The sequence below is a fragment of the Rhodococcus sp. WMMA185 genome, from assembly GCF_001767395.1.
In the GTDB taxonomy this organism is placed as follows: domain Bacteria; phylum Actinomycetota; class Actinomycetes; order Mycobacteriales; family Mycobacteriaceae; genus Rhodococcus_F.
Genome location: NZ_CP017014.1, coordinates 3660707 through 3683407, shown reverse-complemented (window position 1 = coordinate 3683407; position 22701 = coordinate 3660707). Strand labels below are relative to the sequence as shown.

General features: G+C 63.5%; 19 protein-coding genes. 13 read left to right on the top strand and 6 right to left on the bottom strand.

Going from position 1 to position 22701, the window contains the following annotated elements; all coding sequences use genetic code 11:
* The first annotated feature begins 10 nt into the window (after positions 1-10).
* The 3 genes from BFN03_RS16545 to BFN03_RS16535 all read left to right on the top strand — a co-directional run bounded on the left by BFN03_RS16545 (position 11) and on the right by BFN03_RS16535 (position 4026).
* Positions 11-964 (top strand): hypothetical protein, encoded by a 954-nt coding sequence (locus BFN03_RS16545; protein ID WP_157109636.1) that lies wholly within the window; start codon positions 11-13, stop codon positions 962-964.
* Positions 965-1122: 158 nt separating this feature from the next.
* Complete coding sequence (locus BFN03_RS16540) at positions 1123-3399, top strand: arylsulfatase (protein WP_070379923.1); 2277 nt, start codon at positions 1123-1125, stop codon at positions 3397-3399.
* Between the two features lie 45 nt (positions 3400-3444).
* Positions 3445-4026, top strand: a complete 582-nt coding sequence (locus BFN03_RS16535; RefSeq protein WP_070379922.1) for an HhH-GPD-type base excision DNA repair protein — start codon at positions 3445-3447, stop codon at positions 4024-4026.
* Positions 4027-4052: 26 nt separating this feature from the next.
* Here BFN03_RS16535 and BFN03_RS16530 read toward each other — a convergent pair whose 3' ends face one another.
* Positions 4053-4301: a type II toxin-antitoxin system Phd/YefM family antitoxin gene (locus BFN03_RS16530; protein ID WP_070379921.1), complete on the bottom strand. Its 249-nt coding sequence runs from the start codon at positions 4299-4301 to the stop codon at positions 4053-4055.
* A 118-nt stretch (positions 4302-4419) separates the two neighbouring features.
* Entirely contained in the window at positions 4420-4713 is a 294-nt protein-coding gene (locus tag BFN03_RS16525) for a hypothetical protein (RefSeq protein WP_070379920.1), read from the bottom strand.
* Positions 4714-5036: 323 nt separating this feature from the next.
* Between BFN03_RS16525 and BFN03_RS16520 the strand changes: the two genes are divergently transcribed.
* Positions 5037-5786, top strand: coding sequence for a class I SAM-dependent methyltransferase (locus tag BFN03_RS16520; RefSeq protein ID WP_070379919.1), 750 nt, complete (start codon positions 5037-5039; stop codon positions 5784-5786).
* A 64-nt stretch (positions 5787-5850) separates the two neighbouring features.
* Here BFN03_RS16520 and BFN03_RS16515 read toward each other — a convergent pair whose 3' ends face one another.
* The gene (locus BFN03_RS16515) at positions 5851-7197 is read right to left on the bottom strand and encodes an ammonium transporter (RefSeq protein ID WP_070381004.1); all 1347 of its coding nucleotides are present in this window, start codon (positions 7195-7197) and stop codon (positions 5851-5853) included.
* A 207-nt stretch (positions 7198-7404) separates the two neighbouring features.
* Between BFN03_RS16515 and BFN03_RS16510 the strand changes: the two genes are divergently transcribed.
* The 3 genes from BFN03_RS16510 to BFN03_RS16500 all read left to right on the top strand — a co-directional run bounded on the left by BFN03_RS16510 (position 7405) and on the right by BFN03_RS16500 (position 13314).
* A complete protein-coding gene (locus tag BFN03_RS16510; protein WP_070379918.1) occupies positions 7405-9591 on the top strand; it encodes a DNA polymerase III subunit gamma and tau in 2187 nt (728 codons plus the stop codon).
* 234 nt (positions 9592-9825) lie between these two features.
* A complete protein-coding gene (locus BFN03_RS16505; protein ID WP_070379917.1) occupies positions 9826-11493 on the top strand; it encodes a GMC oxidoreductase in 1668 nt (555 codons plus the stop codon).
* A gap of 165 nt (positions 11494-11658) precedes the next feature.
* On the top strand, positions 11659-13314 hold the full coding sequence (locus tag BFN03_RS16500; protein WP_070379916.1) for a GMC family oxidoreductase N-terminal domain-containing protein: 1656 nt from the start codon (positions 11659-11661) through the stop codon (positions 13312-13314).
* A gap of 100 nt (positions 13315-13414) precedes the next feature.
* Here the strand turns inward: BFN03_RS16500 and BFN03_RS16495 are convergent, their stop codons facing one another.
* A complete protein-coding gene (locus BFN03_RS16495) occupies positions 13415-13864 on the bottom strand; it encodes a hypothetical protein (protein WP_070379915.1) in 450 nt (149 codons plus the stop codon).
* 206 nt (positions 13865-14070) lie between these two features.
* Here BFN03_RS16495 and BFN03_RS16490 point away from each other — a divergent pair, with 206 nt between their 5' ends.
* Positions 14071-15285 carry an acetyl-CoA C-acetyltransferase gene (locus BFN03_RS16490; protein ID WP_070379914.1) on the top strand — a complete coding sequence of 405 codons (1215 nt, stop codon included), beginning with the start codon at positions 14071-14073 and terminating at the stop codon, positions 15283-15285.
* Between the two features lie 75 nt (positions 15286-15360).
* Positions 15361-17502, top strand: a complete 2142-nt coding sequence (locus BFN03_RS16485) for a 3-hydroxyacyl-CoA dehydrogenase NAD-binding domain-containing protein (RefSeq protein WP_070379913.1) — start codon at positions 15361-15363, stop codon at positions 17500-17502.
* A gap of 175 nt (positions 17503-17677) precedes the next feature.
* Here BFN03_RS16485 and BFN03_RS16480 read toward each other — a convergent pair whose 3' ends face one another.
* Entirely contained in the window at positions 17678-18979 is a 1302-nt protein-coding gene (locus tag BFN03_RS16480) for a class I SAM-dependent methyltransferase (protein ID WP_070379912.1), read from the bottom strand.
* A complete protein-coding gene (locus BFN03_RS16475) occupies positions 18976-20430 on the bottom strand; it encodes an FAD-binding oxidoreductase (RefSeq protein WP_070381003.1) in 1455 nt (484 codons plus the stop codon). Before BFN03_RS16475 ends, BFN03_RS16480 begins: the two co-directional genes overlap by 4 nt.
* A 240-nt stretch (positions 20431-20670) precedes the next feature.
* Here BFN03_RS16475 and BFN03_RS16470 point away from each other — a divergent pair, with 240 nt between their 5' ends.
* From BFN03_RS16470 to BFN03_RS16455, 4 genes are read left to right on the top strand one after another with little or no spacing between them, the layout of a single operon-like run.
* Positions 20671-21105 carry an SRPBCC family protein gene (locus BFN03_RS16470; RefSeq protein ID WP_070379911.1) on the top strand — a complete coding sequence of 145 codons (435 nt, stop codon included), beginning with the start codon at positions 20671-20673 and terminating at the stop codon, positions 21103-21105.
* 48 nt (positions 21106-21153) lie between these two features.
* Entirely contained in the window at positions 21154-21495 is a 342-nt protein-coding gene (locus tag BFN03_RS16465) for a YbaB/EbfC family nucleoid-associated protein (protein WP_070379910.1), read from the top strand.
* 8 nt (positions 21496-21503) lie between these two features.
* On the top strand, positions 21504-22112 hold the full coding sequence (gene recR / locus BFN03_RS16460; protein ID WP_070379909.1) for a recombination mediator RecR: 609 nt from the start codon (positions 21504-21506) through the stop codon (positions 22110-22112).
* A gap of 14 nt (positions 22113-22126) precedes the next feature.
* The gene (locus BFN03_RS16455) at positions 22127-22693 is read left to right on the top strand and encodes a TetR/AcrR family transcriptional regulator (protein ID WP_070381002.1); all 567 of its coding nucleotides are present in this window, start codon (positions 22127-22129) and stop codon (positions 22691-22693) included.
* Positions 22694-22701: the final 8 nt, after the last annotated feature.

Here is a 22701-nt window from a genome sequence, read left to right as displayed (position 1 = left end):
TTGGCCTCGCATGACAATCACCCCAGCCCATAAGGGATCGTCCTCACCGACGGAGCGGACCTCGATAAAGTCTGCAGCCGGTCGTGTATCACTGCTCGCCCTCGTCAGCGCGGCTGCTGCCTCTGCGCTGTGGCAGCACCGGCGATACCTGCGCGTCCGGCGCACTGTGGTCCACGAAGCCCAGCCGATCTCTCGTTCGCGCCACGCTTTTCATGTGTTGACGTTCCTCGCTGCATCGCCCGGCACCGACATCGTGTCGGAGGTGCGCGCGCTTCGGCGCGCAACGGAGGGCTCGCAGGCGGGGTGGATCTACGCCGGCAAGGTCGTGGTCGCGGCGCTCCACTCTGCGCAAATTGGAGAGAAGAACTGGAGCGCTGTCGTATTGCTGCAATACCCTTCGCGCGAGGCCTACGAGCGTCACGCGGAGTCGGCTGCTATGCGCGCTGCGCTCGCCCGCTTCGAGGAAGTCTACGTTCAGGGCTTCCGGCGTTCGCCATTCGTGAATGCCATGATTCCCCAGCTACTGCTCGCGATGCGAGTTGCTCAGATCGTTGGCCGTCGGCCTTCGCACTTTCCCTTCAGGCGGACGCAGAGCCAGGATGTGCCCCCGCAGGTTGAACAGCTCTCGCGGCGACTCAGTGAGGAGGTGGAGTTCGGGGCTCACGCGATCGTCATCGTGAATCTCATCAAGAGGGGCACCCGGGAGCAGCGGAGCGCCGATCGTCGGTACACGACGGCGATGTTCAGCGCCATGGCCGAGGGTGGTTACGGCCCCCTGCACGTCGGTCGACCTGTCCGAGTTGAGCGCAACTACGAGTTCGATGCGGTCGCGCTCGTCTACTACCCGGGCGTCGAGTTTTTCATCGACCTCACGCGAAGCGAATACTTCCAAGCAATATATGGCGACAAGCAGCTCGGCGACACCCAGGCCGTCATCACGGTGCCGATACTCGATCGTTTGTAGTGGATGCAGTGGCGTCGATACCGCGGGCATCCGAGACGGTTGACACCCACTCCGATAGTTATACGATCTAAATATCTTCGTCGAAACGCCGCTTGTGCGCAGCTCGAGCCAGCGGGATCGGCTCGACGGCGCGCGATTCAGAAATGAGGCATCACGAAATGACGCGCGCACCTCGCTTCGAGGGAAAGATAGGGCGGACCCTCGCGGAGTCCCAGCCGTGGTATGACGAGTCGCCACACCCCGGCCCTGAGGCCCCCAATGTGGTGGTGGTGTTGCTCGATGACACCGGCTTCGCTCAGTTCGGGTGTTACGGCTCGGACATCGACACACCCAATGTCGATGCATTGGCTGAAAATGGGTTGCAGTTTACCAACTTTCACGTGGCGCCTGTGTGTTCGCCGACGCGCGCGGCGTTGCTGACCGGTCGTTCCCAGCACGCCGTGGGCATGCGCAGCGTGGCGAACTTTCGGACCGGGTTCCCACACCAGCTGGGCCACATCACCAGCTCGGCCACCACGATCGCCGAAGTTCTGCGAGAGGAGGGTTACGCGACGTTCTGCGTGGGCAAGTGGCACCTCACCCCGTCGGAGCAGTGTTCGGCAGCGGGCCCGTTCGACCATTGGCCTCTCGCCCGCGGGTTCGACCGCTTCTATGGGTTCCTGGACGGCGAAACCGACCAGTTCCACCCGCAGCTGGTGTGTGACAACCATCCGATCGACCCGCCGGGACGGCCCGAGGATGGCTACCACCTTTCCGAAGACCTCGTCGATCAGGCCCTCAGGATGGTGACGGATTCCAAAGGCGTCCGTCCCGACCGCCCGTTCTTTCTGTATCTGCCCTTCGGCGCCACTCACTCCCCGCACCAGGCGCCCGCGAGCTACTTGTCCAAGTACCGGGGCAAGTACGACGTCGGTTGGGATGTGTGGCGGGAGAAGTGGTTTGAACGTCAGCTCGAAACCGGCGTGGTTCCACCAGGAACGCAGTTGGCCCCGAGAAATCCCGGTGTCGATCCGTGGGATGACCTCGGCCCGGATCAACGCAAGCTTGCCAGCCGGCTTCAAGAGGCGTTCGCTGCGTTCCTCGATCACACCGACGACCAGATCGGCCGCCTCGTACAGGGCCTGCGCGACCTGGACCAGTTGGACAACACGTTGCTGCTCGTCCTCTCCGACAACGGCGCTTCGCAGGAAGGGGGCCCTTTCGGGGTCCTGCACGAGATGCGGTTCTTCAACAGCATCATCGACGGCGTCTTCGACATGCCCAGCGAACTCGTCGGCCGCCTCGACGACATCGGGGGCCCACACAGCCACACCAACTATCCGTGGGGCTGGGCGCAGTGCGGCAACACCCCGTTCAAGTGGTACAAGCAGAACACTCATGAGGGGGGTGTGCACGTTCCGTTGATCATGCACTACCCCCGCCGGATCGCGGCCGACCAACGCGGATCGATACGCGACCAGTTCGCCTACGCATCCGATATTGCGCCGACGATCTACGAACTCGTCGGTGTCACCCCACCGCAGACTTATCAGGGAATCGAGCAGCTCCCGGTGACGGGGCATTCGTTTGCAAGTGTCATCGATGATCCTGCCGCCCCGACACCGAACTCGGTGCAGTTCTTCGAGCAGATGGGCAGCCGCGCCATCGTCGCCGGTGAGTGGAAAGCGGTCTGTCGACACATACGCGGCGCCGACTTCGACACGGAGAGATGGGAACTGTACCACCTGGCGACGGACTGGTCCGAGTGCAACGATTTGGCAAGCGATCAACCCGAACGGCTCGACGAGCTCATCAAGCTCTGGTGGAGCGAGGCCGAACGAAACGGTGCGCTTCCATTGGATGACCGCACCATCGAGCTGTTCGGCCCCCGCTTCCGCCCCAATTCGCCGCACCCGGTCGACCGACGCTACGTATACCGGCCACCGATGACGCCACTCCAAATGGGGTCGGGCGCGGCCGTCAGCGGCCGCAGCTTTCACCTCACCGCCCATGTCACCCGCACCGCGGAACAAGAGGGCGTGCTGTTCGCCACCGGTGACGAGAACTCAGGTATCTCGGTGTTCGTCCAATCCGGCAGGCTTGTGGTGGACTACAACGCCTTCGGCGATCATTCGATCATCGAGTCCGAGAACACCATCCCGCCAGGGGATGCCACACTGGTCGCGCGGGTGACGCGCGGTTCTGGCCGCTCCGGTTCGATCAGCGTCGAGGTGAACGGGCAGGCCGCGGGTTCGGTCGACACGGCCGCCTTCATGCGGATGATCTCGTCCAGCGGTTCGAGTATCGGCTACGACCACGGGTCAGCAGTCTCTGCCCGCTACCAAGCGCCGTTCGCTTTCACCGGAAAGCTCCACAAACTCGAGATACAACTCGTCGGCGACGAAGACCCGGCAACCCGTACAGCCGAGGCGGCAGAAGAGATGCGACGGCAGTGACAAGACCGCCCCTATCAGCACTCGAGCTTGTCTTAGACTGACCGGATGCCGAATCTGAATCTGACGGGTGATCCTGAGGCCGACGCACTGCTGGCCAGTGACCCGTTGGCCCTGCTGATCGGAATGTTGCTCGATCAGCAGGTTCCGATGGAGACCGCCTTCGCGGGGCCGAAGAAGCTGGCTGATCGTCTCGGTGGTCTCGACGTGAACCGCATCGCCGAGTTGAACCCGGAAGAGTTCGCTGGTGTCTGTTCGCAGACCCCTGCCGTCCATCGCTTCCCCGGATCAATGGCCGCACGCATCCAGTCGCTGTGCGCGTTCCTGGTGGAGAACTACGACGGCGATGCCGAAGCATTGTGGACGAGCGGAGACCCTGACGGCAAGGAAGTCCTGAAGCGGTTGAAGGCACTACCGGGGTACGGGGACCAGAAGGCTCGGATCTTCCTCGCCCTGCTCGGCAAGCAGATCGGTGTCGAGCCGAAGGGCTGGCGCGAGGCGGCGGGGGACTACGGCACAGATGGTTGCCGCCGTTCGATCGCGGACGTCGTGGACGACAAGAGCCTGCATGAGGTCCGCGAATTCAAGAAGTCAGTAAAGGCGGCGGCGAAGGCGGCCAAGGGGAAGTAGGTCAGTTCTCGAGCGGAATCGAGCGGTCATTCCTCTATCAACTCCCGTTCGACGAATTCACCTCGAAGCGATGCCTCATATGCTCGCCTCAGCCGTTCGGCGTTGGCTGGCGACCGGAGCAGGTAGGCGGTCTCTTCGAGGGAATCGAAGTAGTCCTTGGGCATCAGCACTGCGCTGCCTTCGTCGGTGACGATCTCGATGGGCAGGCAATCGTCGTTGACCTGCTGGATCAGTTCCGCCAGCTTCTGCTTTGCCACATTTGCGGTCACTGCCATGTCGGCCCTCCTGTCGATGGGTAGCCGGACAGGCTAACACCCGTGCTGGCCAGCCGTCTCCTGCAGCAATCGCAACGTGGGCGGACTAGGCCGGCGTCGGGCGCCGGCTTCGCTAACCTCATGCGCCGTCGCTGTCACCGAGAATCCGCACCGCCGAGTGAACTCCGTGCCGTCTACGGTTACCCCTGCGGGACCGGAACGTCGGCGCCCCCACTTTGCTCATCGCTGTGTGTTTTTCTGTGCCGCTCTGCCTGCGGTTCCAGAGCAGGAGCGATGCATTGAGAGCGACGAGGAACGGGGCCACGATGCCAGGCCATGTGAGCTCCCAGCCGCGTGTGAGCACGACGCTGACGAGCATCAGGCACACCGTCAGCCCGAGCAGCGCCCATGCGAGTCGTTCAGATCGGGGCATATGTCGTTCCGTGTCCTTACCAGGGCCGATAGGTCAGGCAGAAGGTTGGGGTAGTAACCCTCACCCAGGCTTTCCCGGCCTATCTGGCGAGCGTGGATTCGCTTGCCCCTACGGTACCTGCCCAGATTCTGGCCGCGTAGACACAAATCGGGGATGACCAAGCGATATGTCGGCGCAAGCGCCGTTCTTCAGGGTCGGAATAGTCGATCCCTCAATCGGGTCTACGGTATTGCTCGACGAAGCCTGATGATCGACAAGAAGGGCGCCCCATCGATCGGCGTGTGTGCCTCCGATGGAGCACCACAGGGAAATGTGAGGTCGCTGTGGCAACCGATTACAGCGAAGGCCGGTACGCCGAGCACTACCAGGAAGCCAAGAAATCCCAATCCTGGCGCTCGCAGGTCGAGACATATTCGTTTCTGAAGCTGATCGGCGATGTCCGCGGCAAGAACGTGTTGGATGTCGCTTGCGGTGAAGGTCATTTCACCCGAATCCTCCGACGCGCCGGCGCTTCGAAGATGGTCGGTATCGACATTTCCGATCGCATGGTCGAGTTGGCGCGAGAACAGGAAGCACGGGAGCCCCTGGGCATCGAGTATCGGGTGGAGGATGCCCGGTTAGGAGTGGCGAATCAGAATTTTGACTTGGCCGTGTCCGCGTGGCTGCTTTGCTACGCGCGTGATCGGGTCGACCTCGCGCGCATGTGCTCCGGCGTGGCGAGTCGCCTCGATCCCGGCGGTCGCTTCGTTACTGTCACGATGAATCCCGCCCTGTACTCGTTCCGGCCGTTGCCGAGCTATCGGAAATACGGCGTGGAGTTCACGTTGGCGGACCGTATGGTTGACGGAGCCAAGATCCAGGCCACAGTGCATCTTGATGCCACGTCGTTTCTGGCCGACAACTATTCGTTCTCGTCTGGTACCTACGATTCAGAACTCGCCGCGGCCGGATTTCGTGATGTGACAGTGCACACGCCAGAGCTGGAACCTTGCGCCGGCGCGGGCAATATCGACTATTGGCAGGAACTCCTGGAGTATCCGTTCTTCATCTTCATCGATTGCGTCAAGGGGTAGCCGCAAAGGAGTCTGCCAAGTCCGAGGCGAAAAGGTCTGCAGCGGCGCAGAAGATGTAGTAGCCCTACCCCAGATCTGGCGACGCCTGCTTCGGTTCCGCGTCGAGAGTGCGCTGGCGCTGCTCCTCGTGCATCCACGGGAAGACGGTGTTGCTGTGCGTGCCGCCCGAAGGTCCGTGTCCGAGTACTCCGTGCTCGTAAGCGGATTCGGCGTGTAGAGCAAGGTCGACGCCCGAGGTCTCGTCTTCGCGGCTCACCCGGAATCCCATGATCCGATCGATCAGCTTGCCGAGTATGAACGTGACGCCGAAAGCGTAGAGCCCAACGACGATTACGGCCAGCACCTGTTTTCCGAGTTGTGCGAATCCGCCGCCGTAGAACAGGCCGGTCGGGCCACCCGTCATGATCTCGGTGGCCAGGAGCCCGATGAGGATCGTGCCGACGATGCCGCCCACCAGGTGGACGCCGACGACGTCGAGTGAGTCGTCGTAGCCGAAGCGGAACTTCCAGCCCACGGCGAACGAGCAGACGATTCCGGCGATGGTACCGATGGCGATGGCGCCGAGCGTATTGACGGTTCCACAGGACGGAGTGATTGCCACCAGGCCCGCGACGACACCGGACGCTGCACCGAAGGTGGTGGGGTGGCCGTCCCGAAGCTGTTCGACGATGAGCCAGCCGAGCATACCGGTGCAGCCGGCGACCAGGGTGTTCAGGAAGATCGCCGCCGCTGTGCCGTCGGCAGCGAGGGCCGAGCCCGCATTGAACCCGAACCAGCCGAACCACAGCAGACCCACACCGAGGAGTACGAGCGGAAGATTGTGCGGTCGCATCGCGTCGGACTTGAAACCGAGGCGAGGACCCACGACCAGAGCCAACGCCAAGCCGGATGCGCCGGAAACGATTTCGACAACGAGTCCGCCTGCGTAGTCGAGGGCACCGAGCTGCGCGATCCAGCCGTCCGGGTTCCATACCCAGTGTGCGACAGGCGCGTACACGGCGAGAGCCCAGATGGGAACGAAAACGATCCAGGCCGAGAACTTGGTGCGGTCGGCGATAGCGCCGCTGATCAGTGCGGCGGTGAGGATCGCGAACGTGAGTTGGAAGGTGGCGAACAGTATCTCGGGGACCTGCCCATAGGCGGTTGTGGGATCTATCCCGGCCATTCCCAGGTGTTCGATCCCGCCGATCAGGCCGCCGCCGATGTCATCTCCGAAGATCAGGGAGTATCCGACCACCAGCCACGCAATTGTGACCAGCGCGATCGAGACGAAACTCATCATGATCATGTTCAGCACGCCGGTCGAACGGACCATGCCGCCGTAGAACAGAGCGAGGCCCGGGGTCATCAACAGGACCAGGGCGGTACTGATCAGCAACCAGCCGGTTGCGGCGGCATCGATCTCAGGCACGACATTCTCCTCACACCCACGGATGAGGCCCCGTGCGCGGTGAAACACGATGAACATGGGCCATTTCGGAAATGATGCCGATATGTTGCGAACGTGTTACGTGACCTAGTCGTGTACGGAGGGTCTCCTACTGATTGGGCCGGGTGTGCTCGGTGAACGTTTCGCCCACTGGGCAAATCTGTCGGGATCCGCCGGTAGGATTCGCGCGTGGCCCTGTATCGGAAGTACCGACCCGCAACCTTCGCCGAAGTAGTGGGACAGGAGCACGTCACCGAACCGCTGAGCACAGCACTCGACGCCGGTCGGATCAACCACGCGTACCTGTTCTCGGGCCCGCGCGGATGCGGCAAGACGTCATCGGCCCGCATATTGGCGCGATCACTGAACTGCGAACAGGGTCCTACCTCGACGCCGTGTGGGCAGTGCCCGTCGTGTATCTCACTAGGTCCCGGTGGTGCCGGCAATCTCGACGTCACCGAGCTCGACGCGGCGAGCCACGGCGGCGTCGAGGACACCCGTGAGCTGCGTGACCGCGCCTTCTACGCGCCCGCCGAATCGCGGTATCGCGTGTTCATCGTGGATGAGGCGCACATGGTCAGTACGGCGGGTTTCAACGCACTCCTCAAGATCGTCGAGGAGCCGCCGGAGCACCTCATCTTCATCTTCGCCACCACAGAACCGGACAAGGTGCTGCCGACCATCCGTTCGCGCACCCATCACTACCCGTTCCGGCTACTCGCACCGTCGACGATGCGGATTCTGCTCGAGAAGATCTGCCAGCAGGAGGGTGTTCCCGTCGCCGATCCGGTGTATCCGCTGGTCATCCGTGCGGGGGGCGGCTCACCCCGCGATTCGCTGAGTATCCTCGACCAACTTCTCGCAGGCGCTGGGGACGAGGGCATTACCTATCCGGGAGCACTCGCACTGCTCGGCGTAACAGATGTCGCGCTGATCGACGATGCCGTCGACGCCTTGGCGGAGGGGGACGGGGCAGCACTGTTCGGAACGGTCGACCGAGTCGTCGATGCCGGACACGATCCGCGCCGGTTCGCGGTCGACCTTCTCGAGCGCCTGCGCGACCTGATCCTGATGCAGGCGGTACCCGACGCCGCCGAGCGTGGCCTGGTCGACGGACCGGGCGATGTGCTCGAAGGTATGAACGCCCAAGCCCAGCGGATCGGCCCGGCCACCCTCACGAGGTACGCCGAGGTGATTCATGTCGGACTGGGCGAAATGCGTGGGGCCACCGCCCCGCGGTTGTTGCTCGAAGTGATGTGCGCTCGGATGCTGCTGCCCTCAGCCTCCGACGCCGAATCCGCAGTGTTGCAACGGCTCGAACGCGTCGAGCGCGGGCTTCCGCCTGCAGGGGCAGCGCCCGCGGTGGATGTGGCGGAGCGGTCGGTGGCTGCGCCCGCTGAAACGCCACAGGCCGCGGAACGAGAGCCGGAGACGAGGTTTCAGAGGCCCTCGAAGCGACAGGCGGCGGAGACCGTTCCCCCACCACCCGAGCCCGAACCCGAGCCCATGCCGCGGCCCGCTCCAGATCCGAAGCCTGCCCCTGTTCCCGAGCCGGAACCGTCGCCTGAGCCCATGCCGACGCCCGAGCCCGTACCGGACCCGCGCCCTGTTCCCGAGCCCGAGCCCACGCCGCACCCGGGCGCGGAACCCGAAGCGACTCCCGATCGGGAGTCGCCGTCCGCCCCTGAACCGTCACAGGAGACGGCAACACCGGCAGGCATCGACATGACCACGTTGCGTGAGGCATGGAATACGCTGCGTGAGAAGGTAAGTCAGCGAAACAAGATCCTGCCGGCGATGTTGGCGGCGGCAACGGTGCACGATGTTCAGGGCAACCGTCTGATCCTGGCGCACCCGGTCCCCAATCTGGGTGCGCGCATTGCCTCGCCGCACAACGCGGGAGTGATCGCGGACGTGCTCGTAGAGATGTTCGGCGGCAGTTGGGAAGTCGAGTATCAGGAAGGTGCTGCCTCGGCACCGCCTCCGTCGGTCGCGAAAGTCGCCCCTAAGCCGGCGAAGTTAACCGGAGCTCCACGGTTTTCTCGGCCGAGCAGGGAGAAGTCCACGGAAAGACCGCAGCAGCCTGAATCGAGGCCTGCTGATTCGGCTGAGCGTGCGGCCCAGTCGGGTCCGGCGGCCGAACCGGACGACATTCCGCCGCCGGAAGCGCCCGACTACCCGGATGATCCCGGGCCGGTTCCGCCTCCGACCGACTACGAGACATCGGTGACGCCACCGGTCTCCACCCCGGAAGACGAAGAAGAGATGTTCGCCGAGGCCGCGGAGCCTGGCGATCCCGCGACCCGCCGCGATCCCGAAGACGTGGCTTACGAGTTGCTCGAGGACGTACTCGGAGCCAAGAAGATCGACGGTTGATAGCCGCGTGCAATCGTCCGGAGACAAGTTCGGTCGTTCATTTGCGCCACGGCTGGCCGAAGATCGGCAGCTAGTGGGCTGTATCACAGACCGGGCAGATTGTTGCTGCACAGGTCGTGTCTGACGGTGTGCGTTTGTTAATTCCGCTTCGCGTATTCGTTTACCTGCGGTATAACCTCTGAGCCTTGGGTGGCAGTGACCAGCTGCCTGCCGCACTGCAGACGGAGGAGATTCATGTTCGACAGCCGGGTGACCCGAGGCGCGAAGACGCGGTCGGGTTCAGACTTCTCACGCCGCCGATTCCTTGCGGGAGCGGGACTTGCAGCGGGAGCTGCAGCGGGGGCGGTCATGCTCCCGTCGATGTCGGCTGTGGCATCGGCGTCTCCGCGCCGCGCCCTCTCGGACGGCGACCGAGTGCCCGCCCTGATCATCGGCAGTGGTTACGGCGGGGCCGTGACCGCGCTGCGGTTGACGCAGGCCGGTATTCCCACGCAGATCGTGGAGATGGGCCGTAGCTGGGACACCCCCGGTCCCGATGGCAAGATCTTCAGCGGGATGCTTATCCCCGACTACCGCTCGACGTGGTTGTCCAACCAGACGGATCAGCCGCTCGCCGCCTTCTTGGGAATCCCCATCAAGATGCCCACCCAGAGGTACACCGGGATCCTCGACGGCGAGCGTTTTTCCGGTATCAAGGTCTACCAGGGTCGTGGTGTCGGTGGCGGTTCGCTGGTCAACGGCGGCATGGCCGTGACCCCGAAGCGGCATTTCTTCGAGGAGATTCTGCCGTCGGTCGACTCGGACGAGATGTATGACAAGTACTTCCCGCGGGCGAACACCGGTCTGGGTGTCAACCACATCGACAGGGAGTGGTTCGAGACCACGCCGTGGTACCAGTTCGCCCGGTCCGGTCGGGCGAGTGCCGAACGGTCCGGCTTCTCGACGTCGTTCGTGCCCAACGTGTACGACTTCGAGTACATGAAGCGCGAGGCGGCGGGTGAGGTGCCCAAGTCCGCGCTCGGCGGTGAGGTCATCTACGGCAACAACGCCGGCAAGAAGTCGCTCGACAAGACCTACCTCGCGCAGGCCGCGGCGACCGGCAAGCTGTCGATCACCACCTTGCACCGGGTGACCAAGGTCGAGCCCGCGCCCGGTGCCGGCTACAACGTGACGATGGAGCAGCTCGACGATTGGGGCAACGTCATCGCCACCAAGGTCGTGGCCGCGGATCGGGTGTTCTTCGCCGCCGGCAGTGTCGGCACCAGCAAGCTGCTGGTGTCGATGAAGGGGCAGGGTCATCTGCCGAACTTGTCGTCGCAGGTCGGTGAGGGCTGGGGCAACAACGGCAACATCATGCTCGCCCGCGCGAACCACGTTACGGACCCCACTGGCTTCAACCACTCCACGATCCCGACGATGGGTATCGACAACTGGGACGACCCGGCGGCGCCGGTGTTCGCCGAGATCGCCCCGCTGCCCTCGGGGGTCGAGATGTTCGTCGCCATGTACCTGGCGATCGCGAATAACCCCGAGCGTGGCCGCTTCCTGTTCAATCCGAGCACCGGCCAGGTCGATCTGTCCTGGACTCAGGCTCAGAACCAGCCGGGTATCGAGATGGCCCGGGCGGTCTTCGACAAGATCAACCAGAAAGAGGGCACCGGTTACCGGACGGACCTGTTCGGTGGCGGCAAGCAGTTCGCTGACGATTTCACGTACCACCCGCTGGGTGGTTGCCTGCTGAACTCGGCCACCGACAACTACGGTCGTCTTCCCGAGTACCCGGGCCTGTACGTGGTCGACGGTTCCCTCGTGCCGGGCAATGTCGGTGTGAATCCGTTCGTGACGATCACCGCGCTGGCCGAGCGGAACGTGGAGAAGATCATCGCCACCGATCTCGCCTGAGACCGGTAGCGGCCCTGGCTCCGTCGACGATCACCTGCATCGTCGACGGAACCAGGGCACCAATTTTCTTGATATCGCATCCTTGTCACTTCTGTCGACGGTATAACCCTGGGAGCTTTCGCAGCAGCAACGAGCTGCTGGCCCCACCACCGACAGAGGAGATTCATGATCGACCGCTTTGCGAACCGAACTGCTCCGACTCGTGGAATTTCACACGTCTCACGCCGCCGCTTTCTTACGGGGGCAGGACTTGCAGCGGGGGCGCTCATGCTCCCGTCGATGTCGACTGTGGCGTCGGCGTCCCCCCGTCGCGCTCTGTCGGACGGCGACCAGGTGCCCGCCCTTGTCATCGGCAGTGGTTACGGCGGCGCCGTTGCCGCACTGCGGTTGACGCAGGCCGGTATTCCTACGCAGATCGTGGAGATGGGGCGCAGCTGGGACACGCCCGGCTCGGACGGCAACATCTTCTGCGGGATGCTCAATCCCGATGAGCGCTCCTTCTGGTTGGCCGACAGGACCGACGCGCCGGTCAGTAACTTCATTGGCTTCAACATCAATAGAAACATCGACAGGTACGTTGGCGTCCTCGACTCCGAACGCTTCTCTGGCATCAAGGTCTACCAGGGTCGCGGTGTCGGCGGTGGCTCGCTGGTCAACGGTGGCATGGCCGTTACCCCGAAGCGTCACTTCTTCGAGGAGATCTTGCCGTCGGTCGACTCGGACGAGATGTATGACAAGTACTTCCCGCGCGCGAACACCGGCCTGGGTGTCAACCACATCGACCAGGACTGGTTCGAGACCACCCCGTGGTACAAGTTCGCACGGACCGGTCGAAAGACCGCGCAGCGATCCGGGTTCTCAACGGCTTTCGTGCCCAACGTGTACGACTTCGAGTACATGAAGAAAGAGGCCGCGGGCGACGTTACTGAGTCCGCACTCGACGGCGAGGTCATCTACGGCAACAACGCCGGCAAGAAGTCGCTCGACAAGACCTACCTCGCACAGGCCGCGGCGACGGGCAAGTTGTCGATCACCACCTTGCACCGGGTCACCAAGGTCGAGCCCGCCCCCGGCGCCGGCTACAACGTGACGATGGAGCAGATCGACGAGCAGGGCAATGTCATCGCCACCAAGGTCGTCGCTGCGGATCGGGTGTTCTTCGCCGCCGGCAGTGTCGGCACCAGCAAGCTGCTGGTGTCGATGAAGGCGCAGGGGCATCTGCCGAACCTGTCGTCGCAGGTCGGTGAGGGCTGGGGTAACAACGGCAACATCATGCTCGGCCGCGCGAACCACATGTGGCACTCCACCGGGTCCAAGCAGTCCACGATCCCGACGCTCGGTATCGACAACTGGGACGACCCGGCCGCGCCGATCTTCGCCGAGATTGCCCCACTGCCGGCGGGACTCGAAACCTATGTGAGTCTGTACCTGGCGATCACGAAGAACCCCGAACGCGCTCGTTTCCAGTTCAATTCGAACACGGGCAAGGTCGATCTGTCCTGGACCCAGGCTCAGAATCAGCCGGGTATCGAGATGGCCCGAGCGGTATTCGACAAGATCAACAAGAAGGAAGGCACGATCTACCGGACGGACCTGTTCGGTGTGTACAAGAAGTTCGGCGATGATTTCACGTACCACCCGTTGGGCGGTTGCCTGCTGAACTCGGCGACCGACAACTACGGTCGCCTTCCCGAGTACCCGGGCCTGTACGTGGTCGACGGTTCTCTGGTGCCGGGCAATGTCGGTGTGAATCCGTTCGTGACGATCACCGCGCTCGCCGAGCGGAACGTGGAGAAGATCATCGCTACCGATCTCGCCTGAGATCGGTAGCGGCCCTGGCTCCGTCGACGATCGGCTGCATCGTCGACGGAGCCAGGGCCATAGCGGGGGTGTTCCGCGATTGTCAGGACAGGGAGATCAGTCAGGACGCGGAGACCGGGGAGATGATGGCAACGATGTGGTCGATAGCTCCGTCCTCGAGATCGAAGGTCTCGGCGATCTCGACGGTCATGAGCCGCTGCGGACCAATGCCCGCGTCGAGCAGGTAGCGGGCCTCGACGGTGTCGCCGGATTCGGTCATCGTCAGGTCTCGCACGCCCTGGATCACGGTGTACTGGATGCCATGGTTGAGATCGTCGGTCAACTGCTGCCCGTTGAATCCCGTCTGAATGCCGGCCTCGACGCGCGTGGCATCGGGTGTGAATTCAACAGCGCTCGCGTCGTGACTGACGAGCGCGTCGATGTAAGCACGCGCCATTGCCTGGTTAGGGGTGTCAGCGGGATCCGGTGCGGCCGAAGCGACCGCTGGGACGGCGACCGCCGCAGTTGCCGCGGCGAGCAGAGACATTGTCGACATCTTGATGATTCGCATGCCGCATCGTAGCTAGAACGTGTTCGAGATCGGGTGAATGCCTCAGCGAACCGCGTGGCGTTGATCGGCTCGGTCACAATCGAGGATCGGTTCGGTCCTTCCGCATGTTCTGCAACGCGTTCTAAGGTTGAGAGTCGGGATATGCCGCGTGCAGAGCGTCGTATGCACGGTCGGCATCGACGCAGATTAGGAAGGAACATTCCACAGTGACCACAGAGGCATTCATTTATGAAGCCATCCGCACCCCGCGTGGCCGCGGAAAGAAGACCGGGTCGCTGCACTCGGTCAAGCCGATCTCGCTGGTCACCGGCCTGATCGACGAACTCCGCGTGCGCTTCCCCGATCTTGACGAAGATCGCATCTCCGACCTGATCCTCGGCGTCGTGACTCCCGTCGGCGACCAGGGAATGGATATCGCGCGTATTGCTGTCAACGATGCCGGCCTGCCTGACACCGTCGGTGGCGTCCAGCTCAACCGCTTCTGCGCATCCGGCCTCGAGGCCGTGAACACCGCCGCGCAGAAGGTGCGGTCCGGCTGGGACGAATTGGTGATCGCGGGCGGCGTCGAGTCGATGTCGCGCGTGCCGATGGGCTCCGACGGTGGCGCGTGGGCACTGGACCCGGCCACCAACTACGACAACTACTTCGTACCGCAGGGTGTAGGCGCAGACCTGATCGCGACGATCGAGGGCTTCTCCCGCGAAGACGTCGACGCGTATGCCGTTCGCTCGCAGGATCTTGCCGCGAAGGCGTGGACGGGTGGCTACTTCGCCAAGTCCGTCGTCCCAGTCAAGGACATCAATGGCCTGACGGTTCTGGACCATGACGAGCACATGCGCCCGGGTACCACTCTCGAGAACCTCGCGGGCCTGACCCCCTCCTTCGCCGGTGTCGGCGAAATGGGCGGCTTCGACGCGGTATCGCTGCAGAAGTACCACTGGATCGAGAAGATCAACCACGTTCACCACGGCGGCAACAGTTCCGGCATCGTCGACGGCGCAGCACTCGTGCTCGTCGGCTCGGAGCAGGCCGGCAAGGACATGAGCCTGACCCCGCGTGCCCGCGTCGTTGCGACCGCCACCTCCGGCGCCGACTCCACGATCATGCTCACCGGACCGACGCCTGCGTCGAAGAAGGTGCTCGCGTCCGCCGGTCTGACAATCGACGACATGGACCTCGTGGAGATCAACGAGGCGTTCGCGTCCGTGGTGCTCAAGTTCCAGAAGGACATGAACATCCCCGACGAGAAGCTCAACGTCAACGGTGGAGCCATCGCGATGGGCCACCCGCTCGGAGCAACCGGTGCCATGATCACCGGCACGGTGCTCGACGAACTCGAGCGCAGGGGTGGACGGTACGCCCTCATCACCTTGTGCATCGGCGGCGGCATGGGTGTCGCCACGATCATCGAGCGCGTCTGACACGGCGTCTTTCAACAGCAGCGTCTTTCAACTACAGGTCCTTCAGATACCAGGACTACCAGGAGACTTGAAGCAGTGAGCGAGCAGAACATCATCAACTGGGAGCAGGACGCCGACGGTATCGTCGTGCTCACCATCGACGATCCCAACCAGGGCGCCAACACAATGAACGACGCCTACCTCTCCTCGATGAAGGCGACCGTCGACCGCCTCGTCGAGGAGAAAGACTCCATCACCGGCGTCGTCCTCACCTCCGGCAAGAAGACGTTCTTCGCGGGTGGCGACCTCAAGAACATGATTCAGGTCGGCCCGGAGAACGCCGCCGATGTCCAGAGTTTCGGCGTCTCGGCCAAGCAGGACCTGCGTCGCCTCGAGACTCTCGGTAAGCCGGTCGTCGCCGCTATCAACGGCGCCGCACTCGGCGGTGGCCTCGAGATCGCGCTTGCTACGCATCACCGCATCGCCGCGGATGTCAAGGGCGTCAAGATCGGGCTTCCCGAGGTCACCCTCGGTCTGCTTCCTGGCGGAGGCGGTGTGGTGCGCACCGTCCGGCTGCTCGGTCTGCAGAACGCGCTCATGCAGGTGCTGCTGCAGGGGCAGCAGCGCGGACCCGTGCAGGCCAAGGAAGTCGGACTCGTCGACGAGGTCGTGGCCTCGATCGAGGAACTGGTACCTGCGGCGAAGGCGTGGATCAAGGCCAACCCCGAGGGGGGCGTACAGCCTTGGGACAAGAAGGGCTACAAGATCCCCGGCGGCACCCCGTCCACCCCGGGCCTCGCAGCCAACCTCCCCGCGTTCCCGGCGAACCTGCGTAAGCAGCTCAAGGGTGCACCCATGCCGGCTCCGCGTGCCATCATGGCGGCCGCAGTCGAGAGCACGCAGGTCGACATCGACAACGCATTCCTGATCGAGGCGCGTTACTTCACGTCTCTGGTCACCGGTCAGGTCGCGAAGAACATGATCCAGGCGTTCTTCTTCGATCTCCAGGCCATCAACTCCGGCGCCTCACGGCCGAAGGGCATCGACAAGACCCCGATCACCAAGGTCGGCGTGCTCGGGGCCGGCATGATGGGCGCCGGAATCGCGTACGTATCGGCGAAGGCAGGGTTCGACGTTGTTCTGAAGGACGTCACCATCGAGGCAGCGAACAAGGGCAAGGCCTACTCCGAGGGCATCGAGGCCAAGGCACTCTCGCGCGGCAAGACCACCGAGGAGAAGTCGAAGGCCCTGCTCGACCGGATCAAGCCGACCGCCGACCCGGCCGACTTCGCCGGTGTCGATTTCGTCATCGAGGCAGTGTTCGAGAGCCAGGAACTCAAGCACAAGGTGTTCCAGGAGATCGAAGACATCGTCGATCCCAAGGCTCTGCTGGGCTCGAACACGTCGACTCTGCCGATCACCGGCCTTGCTACGGGGGTGAAGCGTCAGGAGGATTTCATCGGAATCCACTTCTTCTCACCCGTCGACAAGATGCCGCTCGTAGAGATCATCCGCGGAGAGAAGACGTCCGACGAGGCACTGGCCCGGGTATTCGACTACGTACAGGCCATTCGGAAGACCCCGATCGTGGTCAACGACTCCCGTGGCTTCTTCACCTCGCGCGTCATCGGCACGTTCATCAACGAGGCGATCCGCATGCTGGCGGAGGGTGTCGAGCCTGCCACCATCGAGCAGGCAGGACTGCAGGCCGGTTACCCGGCGGCACCGTTGCAGCTGTCGGATGAGCTGAACCTCACGCTGATGCAGAAGATCCGCAAGGAGACCGCACAGGCAGCCGAGGCGGAGGGCAAAGAACTGCCGGCCGACCCAGCTGGCGATGTCATCAACACTCTCGTCGAGAAGTTCGACCGCAAGGGCAAGCTCGGCGGTGCCGGGTTCTACGACTACGCCGACGGCAAGCGCACCGGCCTGTGGTCCGGGCTGCGGGAGACCTTCGGGGCCAAGGAACTCGAGGTTCCGTTCCAGGATCTCGTCGAGCGCATGTTGTTCATCGAGGCCATCGAGACCCAGAAGTGCTTCGACGAGGGCGTGCTTCTCACCACGGCCGACGCCAATATCGGCTCGATCATGGGTATCGGGTTCCCCGCATGGACCGGCGGTGTGGCGCAGTACATTCAGGGCTACGAGGGCGGCCAGGCCGGCTTCGTCAAGCGCGCCGAAGAGCTCGCCGCCAAGTACGGTGAGCGCTTCACGCCGCCGGCTTCACTGAAGAAGTAGCACGCGGCTTTTCCGCCGTACGTGGTTGGCGAACAAAGTGCACTCGCCAACCACGTACGGCGTGGAGTCGTGCCCCAATTCGGGGCCATTCGATTCGGGGGCCATTCGCGACGCGAGTCTGTCCTGGAGCCATGCCGTGACCGGTCGGGGGTCCCGGCATGGCTTCAGGGTCTGTCTACGACCACCAGGGGCGGAGGGGAAGGTGCGACCGACCGTTGGAGTCGAGCTTGACGGCGAGAACCTGGTGAAGCTGAATCGCGTTGCGTTCGAAGCCGAGCCGTGATCCGGCCATGTACAGACCCCAGACGCGGGCGGTGCCCTCACCGACCTCGGCAACGCAGGCGTCCCAGTTGTCGACCAGGTTCTGACACCAGCCGGCGAGGGTCCGCTCGTAGTGCTCGCGCAGGTTCTCCTCGTGCCGGACTTCGAGGCCTACGTTCTGCATCTCGGAGATGATCCGCCCGGAACCGGTGAGTTCCCCGTCCGGGAAGACGTATCGGTCGATGAACCCGCCCGCACGTGCCTGGCTCTTGTTGTCGGGCCGGGTGATGCAGTGGTTCAGCAGCAGACCGCCGTCGCGGAGCTTGCTCTTGAGCAGGCTGAAGTAGGCCGGGTAGTTGCCGACACCGATGTGCTCGGTCAGGCCGATGGACGAGATCGCGTCGAATCCCGTCTCGGGCACGTCGCGGTAGTCGGTGAACCGCACCTCGGCCAGTTCGGACAGTCCTTCGTCGGCGATGGCCTTCTGCGCCCAGTCGGCCTGGGAGCGGGACAGGGTGGCGCCGATGACCTTGACGCCGCGCCGCGCGGCGTAGCGGACCATCGAGCCCCAACCGCAACCGATGTCGAGGAGTCGATCGCCGGGCTGGAGGCCGAGCTTCTCGAAGACGAGGCGGTACTTGTTCTCCTGCGCCTCTTCGAGCGTCTGGTCGGCGTTCTCGTAGCACGCGCACGTGTATGTCATGGACGGCCCAAGGACATGTTCGTAGAAGGTGTTCGAGACGTCGTAGTGGTGGTGGATCGCATCGGCGTCACGAGACTTGGAGTGCCGCAATCCTTCCGCGATTCGACGCCACCGCGGCAGGTGTTCCTGAGGAGGCGGTGCGATGGGGCGCAGCAGATCCCAGCCGAGCGACCGGGTGATCGTCGCGAGCGTCTTCGCGGACGGGCGACGGAATTGCAGTTCGTCACCCATCACCCGAAGGATTTCGTACGGGTCGCCGGGGTGAACGCCGCTCGCCTCGAGATCGCCGGACACATACGCGCGGGCCATGCCGAGGTCGCCCGGAGCCGTAGCCAAGTAGGTAGTGCCACGGGTGGACTTGAGATGCAGTCCGTAGGGGGCGTCTTCCGGGCCGACTGCACTGCCGTCGTATGCGGAGAAGCGTAGGGGGAGCTCGCCGTCGGACAGAGTTTCTACAATCTCTGCGATGGCCAGCTTGTGGTCAGGGGAGCCGGAGGCTTTCAGAGTTGTCATCGACGTAGCACCGCCTTGGAGAATAGGTCCAGTAACCGTGAGTCCGGGTCGTAGTGTTTCTTCAGACCCGCGTATCGATCGCCTCCGTAATAGAGCCGTTCGAAGTCTTCGCGTGAGTAGAAGGCGTCGGAGTAGAGCGACTTGTGGCCATCGAATTCGGTGACCTTGTCTTCGATCAGTCGATTCGCTGCCCCTTCCGGTTCGCCCGGAACGATCGGCACCGATGACCAGAAGCCGATGTTGACGTAGGTGCGCTTGGGCTCGAGTGGGTACAGGGGCCAGGGGCGCTGTGAGGATGCTCCGGCGGGGGTGGGTTCGCGCAACCGCAGGGGGCATAGCCACAACGGTTCGATGGGGATCTCCGCAAGGAACCAGCGAAGGAAGTCCGTGGTCCGTTCGATGGGGACTTCGACATCTTGAACCACGCGTTCGCGCAGCGGATTTCCCGCGAGCTTTTCACGCCGATCACCGATGCCGTACCTGCGGTCGAGGGCGACGAGTTTCCAGTAGAAGCTGCTCCGGAGAAGCCTCTTCGGCCAAAGTCGGCGAATGGTCGGATTTTGTGCGCCGAATGCACGCGAGCACCAGAACCAGTCGGTGTCCCAGCGCCACAGATAGTCTCGAATGGTGAGTTTGTCCGTCTTTGGATGTTCGACGGATGAGTGCTGGATCGACCGGTAGTAGATGTTCTCACCGGTGTAGTCGCTGAGAGGACCGGCTTCGTCGGTTTGATGGCCCAGGACCAGGTAGCTCTCGGCTTCGGTGAAGACCACGCCGTCCAGATAGTCGACGCTTGTTCCGTCGTAGACGTGATCGTTTACCACCCGGTCCATGACCGCCTGCAGTTCGTCGAGGGAATCGAAGCGCAGATAGCGCAGTGCCACATACGGTTTGACCGGCTCGAGCTGGATTCGCAGCCGGGTCGCGTAGCCGAGGGTTCCGTAGGAATTCGGAAATCCCCAGAACAGATCCGAGTTCTCGCCCTCCGGGGTCGCGGTGACGATGTCGCCGCTCCCGGTCAGGATGTCCATTTCGAGGACCGACTCGTGCGGCAGGCCGTTGCGGAACGAGGTCGATTCGATCCCGAGTCCGGTGACGGCGCCACCGAGCGTGATGGTCTTGAGTTGCGGAACCACCAGGGGTGCCAAGCCGTACGGCAGGGTGGCGTCGACCAGGTCTTCATATGTGCACATTCCGGCGACATCGGCAGTTCGGGCCTGCGGGTCGATGGAGATGACCCCGGACAGGCCGGACACGTCGAGACCCGGAGCGCGCGTACGTGCGCGGGCGCGGAAGAGATTGGACGTCTTCTTCGCCAGTCGCACGTCGGTGTTCGTGGGGATCGCGCGGTAGGACGCGAGGAGGCGTTCGACGCCGGCACGGTGTGCATCGAACCCGGTAAGGGTCGGAGCGCGATGCGCACCTCGTCGAAGTCGGCGCGCGTTTTTCAATAGTTCGACCGAAGAGGCAGCCACATCTATTGACGCTATATGTCTGCACGGATTTACGTCATGTATATAGGCCCGGACTGTTCAAGATTGACGTAATTGTCGCTTTGGGTCACGGCGGCGAGCCTCGTGATCGGTGAGCCGAATCACAGCCGATCGAGGCGCGGTAGTCCGCTGCAGCACTCCACGGGCAGGATTGAAGGGAAGCACTCAAACAACCCATCAAGCAAGAGGAGCGTTCCAGTGGGCCAGGTCAGCGCAAGCAGTTCGATCACCGTCGCAGCTACCCCCGAGGAGACTCTCGCGGCACTGGCCGACTACGAATCGGTGCGTCCGCGCATTCTCGGTGAGCAGTACCTGGATTACCGCGTCCTCGAGGGCGGACAAGGCGACGGAACAGTGGCGCAGTGGACGTTGAAGGCCACCGAGAATCGGTCGCGTGACGTCAAGGCCACGGTCTCGGTGGCGGGCAACACGATTACCGAGACGGATGCGAACTCCTCGCTCGTTACCACCTGGGAAGTGGCCCCCAGTGGTAGCGGCTCGACGGTGACCACGACGACCCGATGGAAGGGCGCAGGCGGTATCGGTGGGTTCTTCGAGAGAACTTTCGCACCACGCGGGCTCGAGAAGATCCAGGCGCAGGTGCTCGCAAATCTCGAGCGTGAACTCGCCTGAGTCGCGCACCGTCTACGCTGGCAGGAAACCGCAGAAAGGACCACGTCAGTGCAACCAGGTGGACAACCCGACATGTCGCAGCTTCTCGCGCAGGCACAGCAGATGCAGCAGCAACTGATGGCCGCCCAGCAGGAGATAGCCGGTGCCGAGGTCACCGGGCAGGCCGGCGGCGGACTCGTGACTGCGACAGTCAAGGGAACAGGCGAAGTGATCGGTCTGAAGATCGATCCCAAGGTCGTCGATCCGGACGACATCGAGACTCTGCAGGACCTCGTGATCGGCGCGATCGAGGATGCGTCGAGCAAGGCGCAGGAGATCGCGGCGCAGAAGCTCGGTCCGCTCGCGGGTGGATTTGGTGGTGGCGGCCTGCCCGGTCTTCCCGGGTTCTAGGGGCAGCCGTGTACGAAGGTCCGGTTCAGGATCTGATCGACGAACTCGGCAAGCTGCCCGGTGTCGGGCCTAAAAGCGCGCAGCGCATCGCATTCCACATACTCGGTGTCGAACCGCCGGAGATCGACCGGCTCGTCAGCGCCCTGAAGCGGGTGCGCGACGGCGTGCAGTTCTGTGATGTGTGCGGCACCGTCTCCGATGGGGAGAAGTGCCGCATCTGTGCGGACCCGCGACGCGACCGCACGGTGATCTGCGTGGTTGAGGAGCCGAAAGATGTGCAGGCAGTGGAACGCACGCGTGAGTTCAAGGGCCGCTATCACGTGCTCGGCGGTGCCCTGGACCCACTGTCGGGTGTCGGGCCGGATCAACTTCGCATCCGGGAGTTGCTCGCGCGCATCGGCAATCAAGATGACGGTGTCGATGTCACCGAGGTGATCATTGCGACCGATCCGAACACCGAGGGGGAGGCCACCGCGACGTACCTCGTGCGGATGCTCCGGGATTTCCCCGGACTGACGGTCAGCCGGCTCGCCTCCGGGTTGCCGATGGGCGGCGACCTCGAGTTTGCCGATGAGCTCACGCTGGGACGGGCGTTGTCGGGAAGACGCACACTGTGACGTCGGACGCGGGGATGCCGGATCAGGGAACGGCTCCGTCGAAGCGTACGGCCGAGCAGTCGCGGTCGATGATCGTCGAGGCAGCGGGACGGGCGTTCGCCACACGTCCGTACAGCGAGATCACGCTCAAGGAAATCGCCGAGGATGCGGGGGTCAGCGCGCCGCTGATCATCAAGTATTTCGGGTCGAAGGAACAGTTGTTCGATGCACTCGTCGACTTCCGTGCCGCAGCGGAGTTGGTGTTCAGCGGGCCGCTGGACGGGCTCGGTGCGCGGATGGTGTCGCTGTTCGCGCGCCCGCTGGAACCGTACAAGCCGCTGTCGGTGAGCATCCTGTTCATGAGTGGCCCCAGTGAGGAGAGCAGCCGCAAGCTGCGCGCCAACTATTCGTCACAGATGGTCGACGCACTCGCAGAGCGACTGACCGGCCCGGACGCTCGGCTGCGGGCCGAACTGGCGCTGTCGATGCTGACCGGCCTCGCGATAATGCGTCGCAGAATGATGCAGGAGCACGCCACGGGAACCCCGGACGAGGTGGTGGCGCACTATGCGCCACTGGTTCAGGAGCTGCTCGACGGCTGACGGGGAAA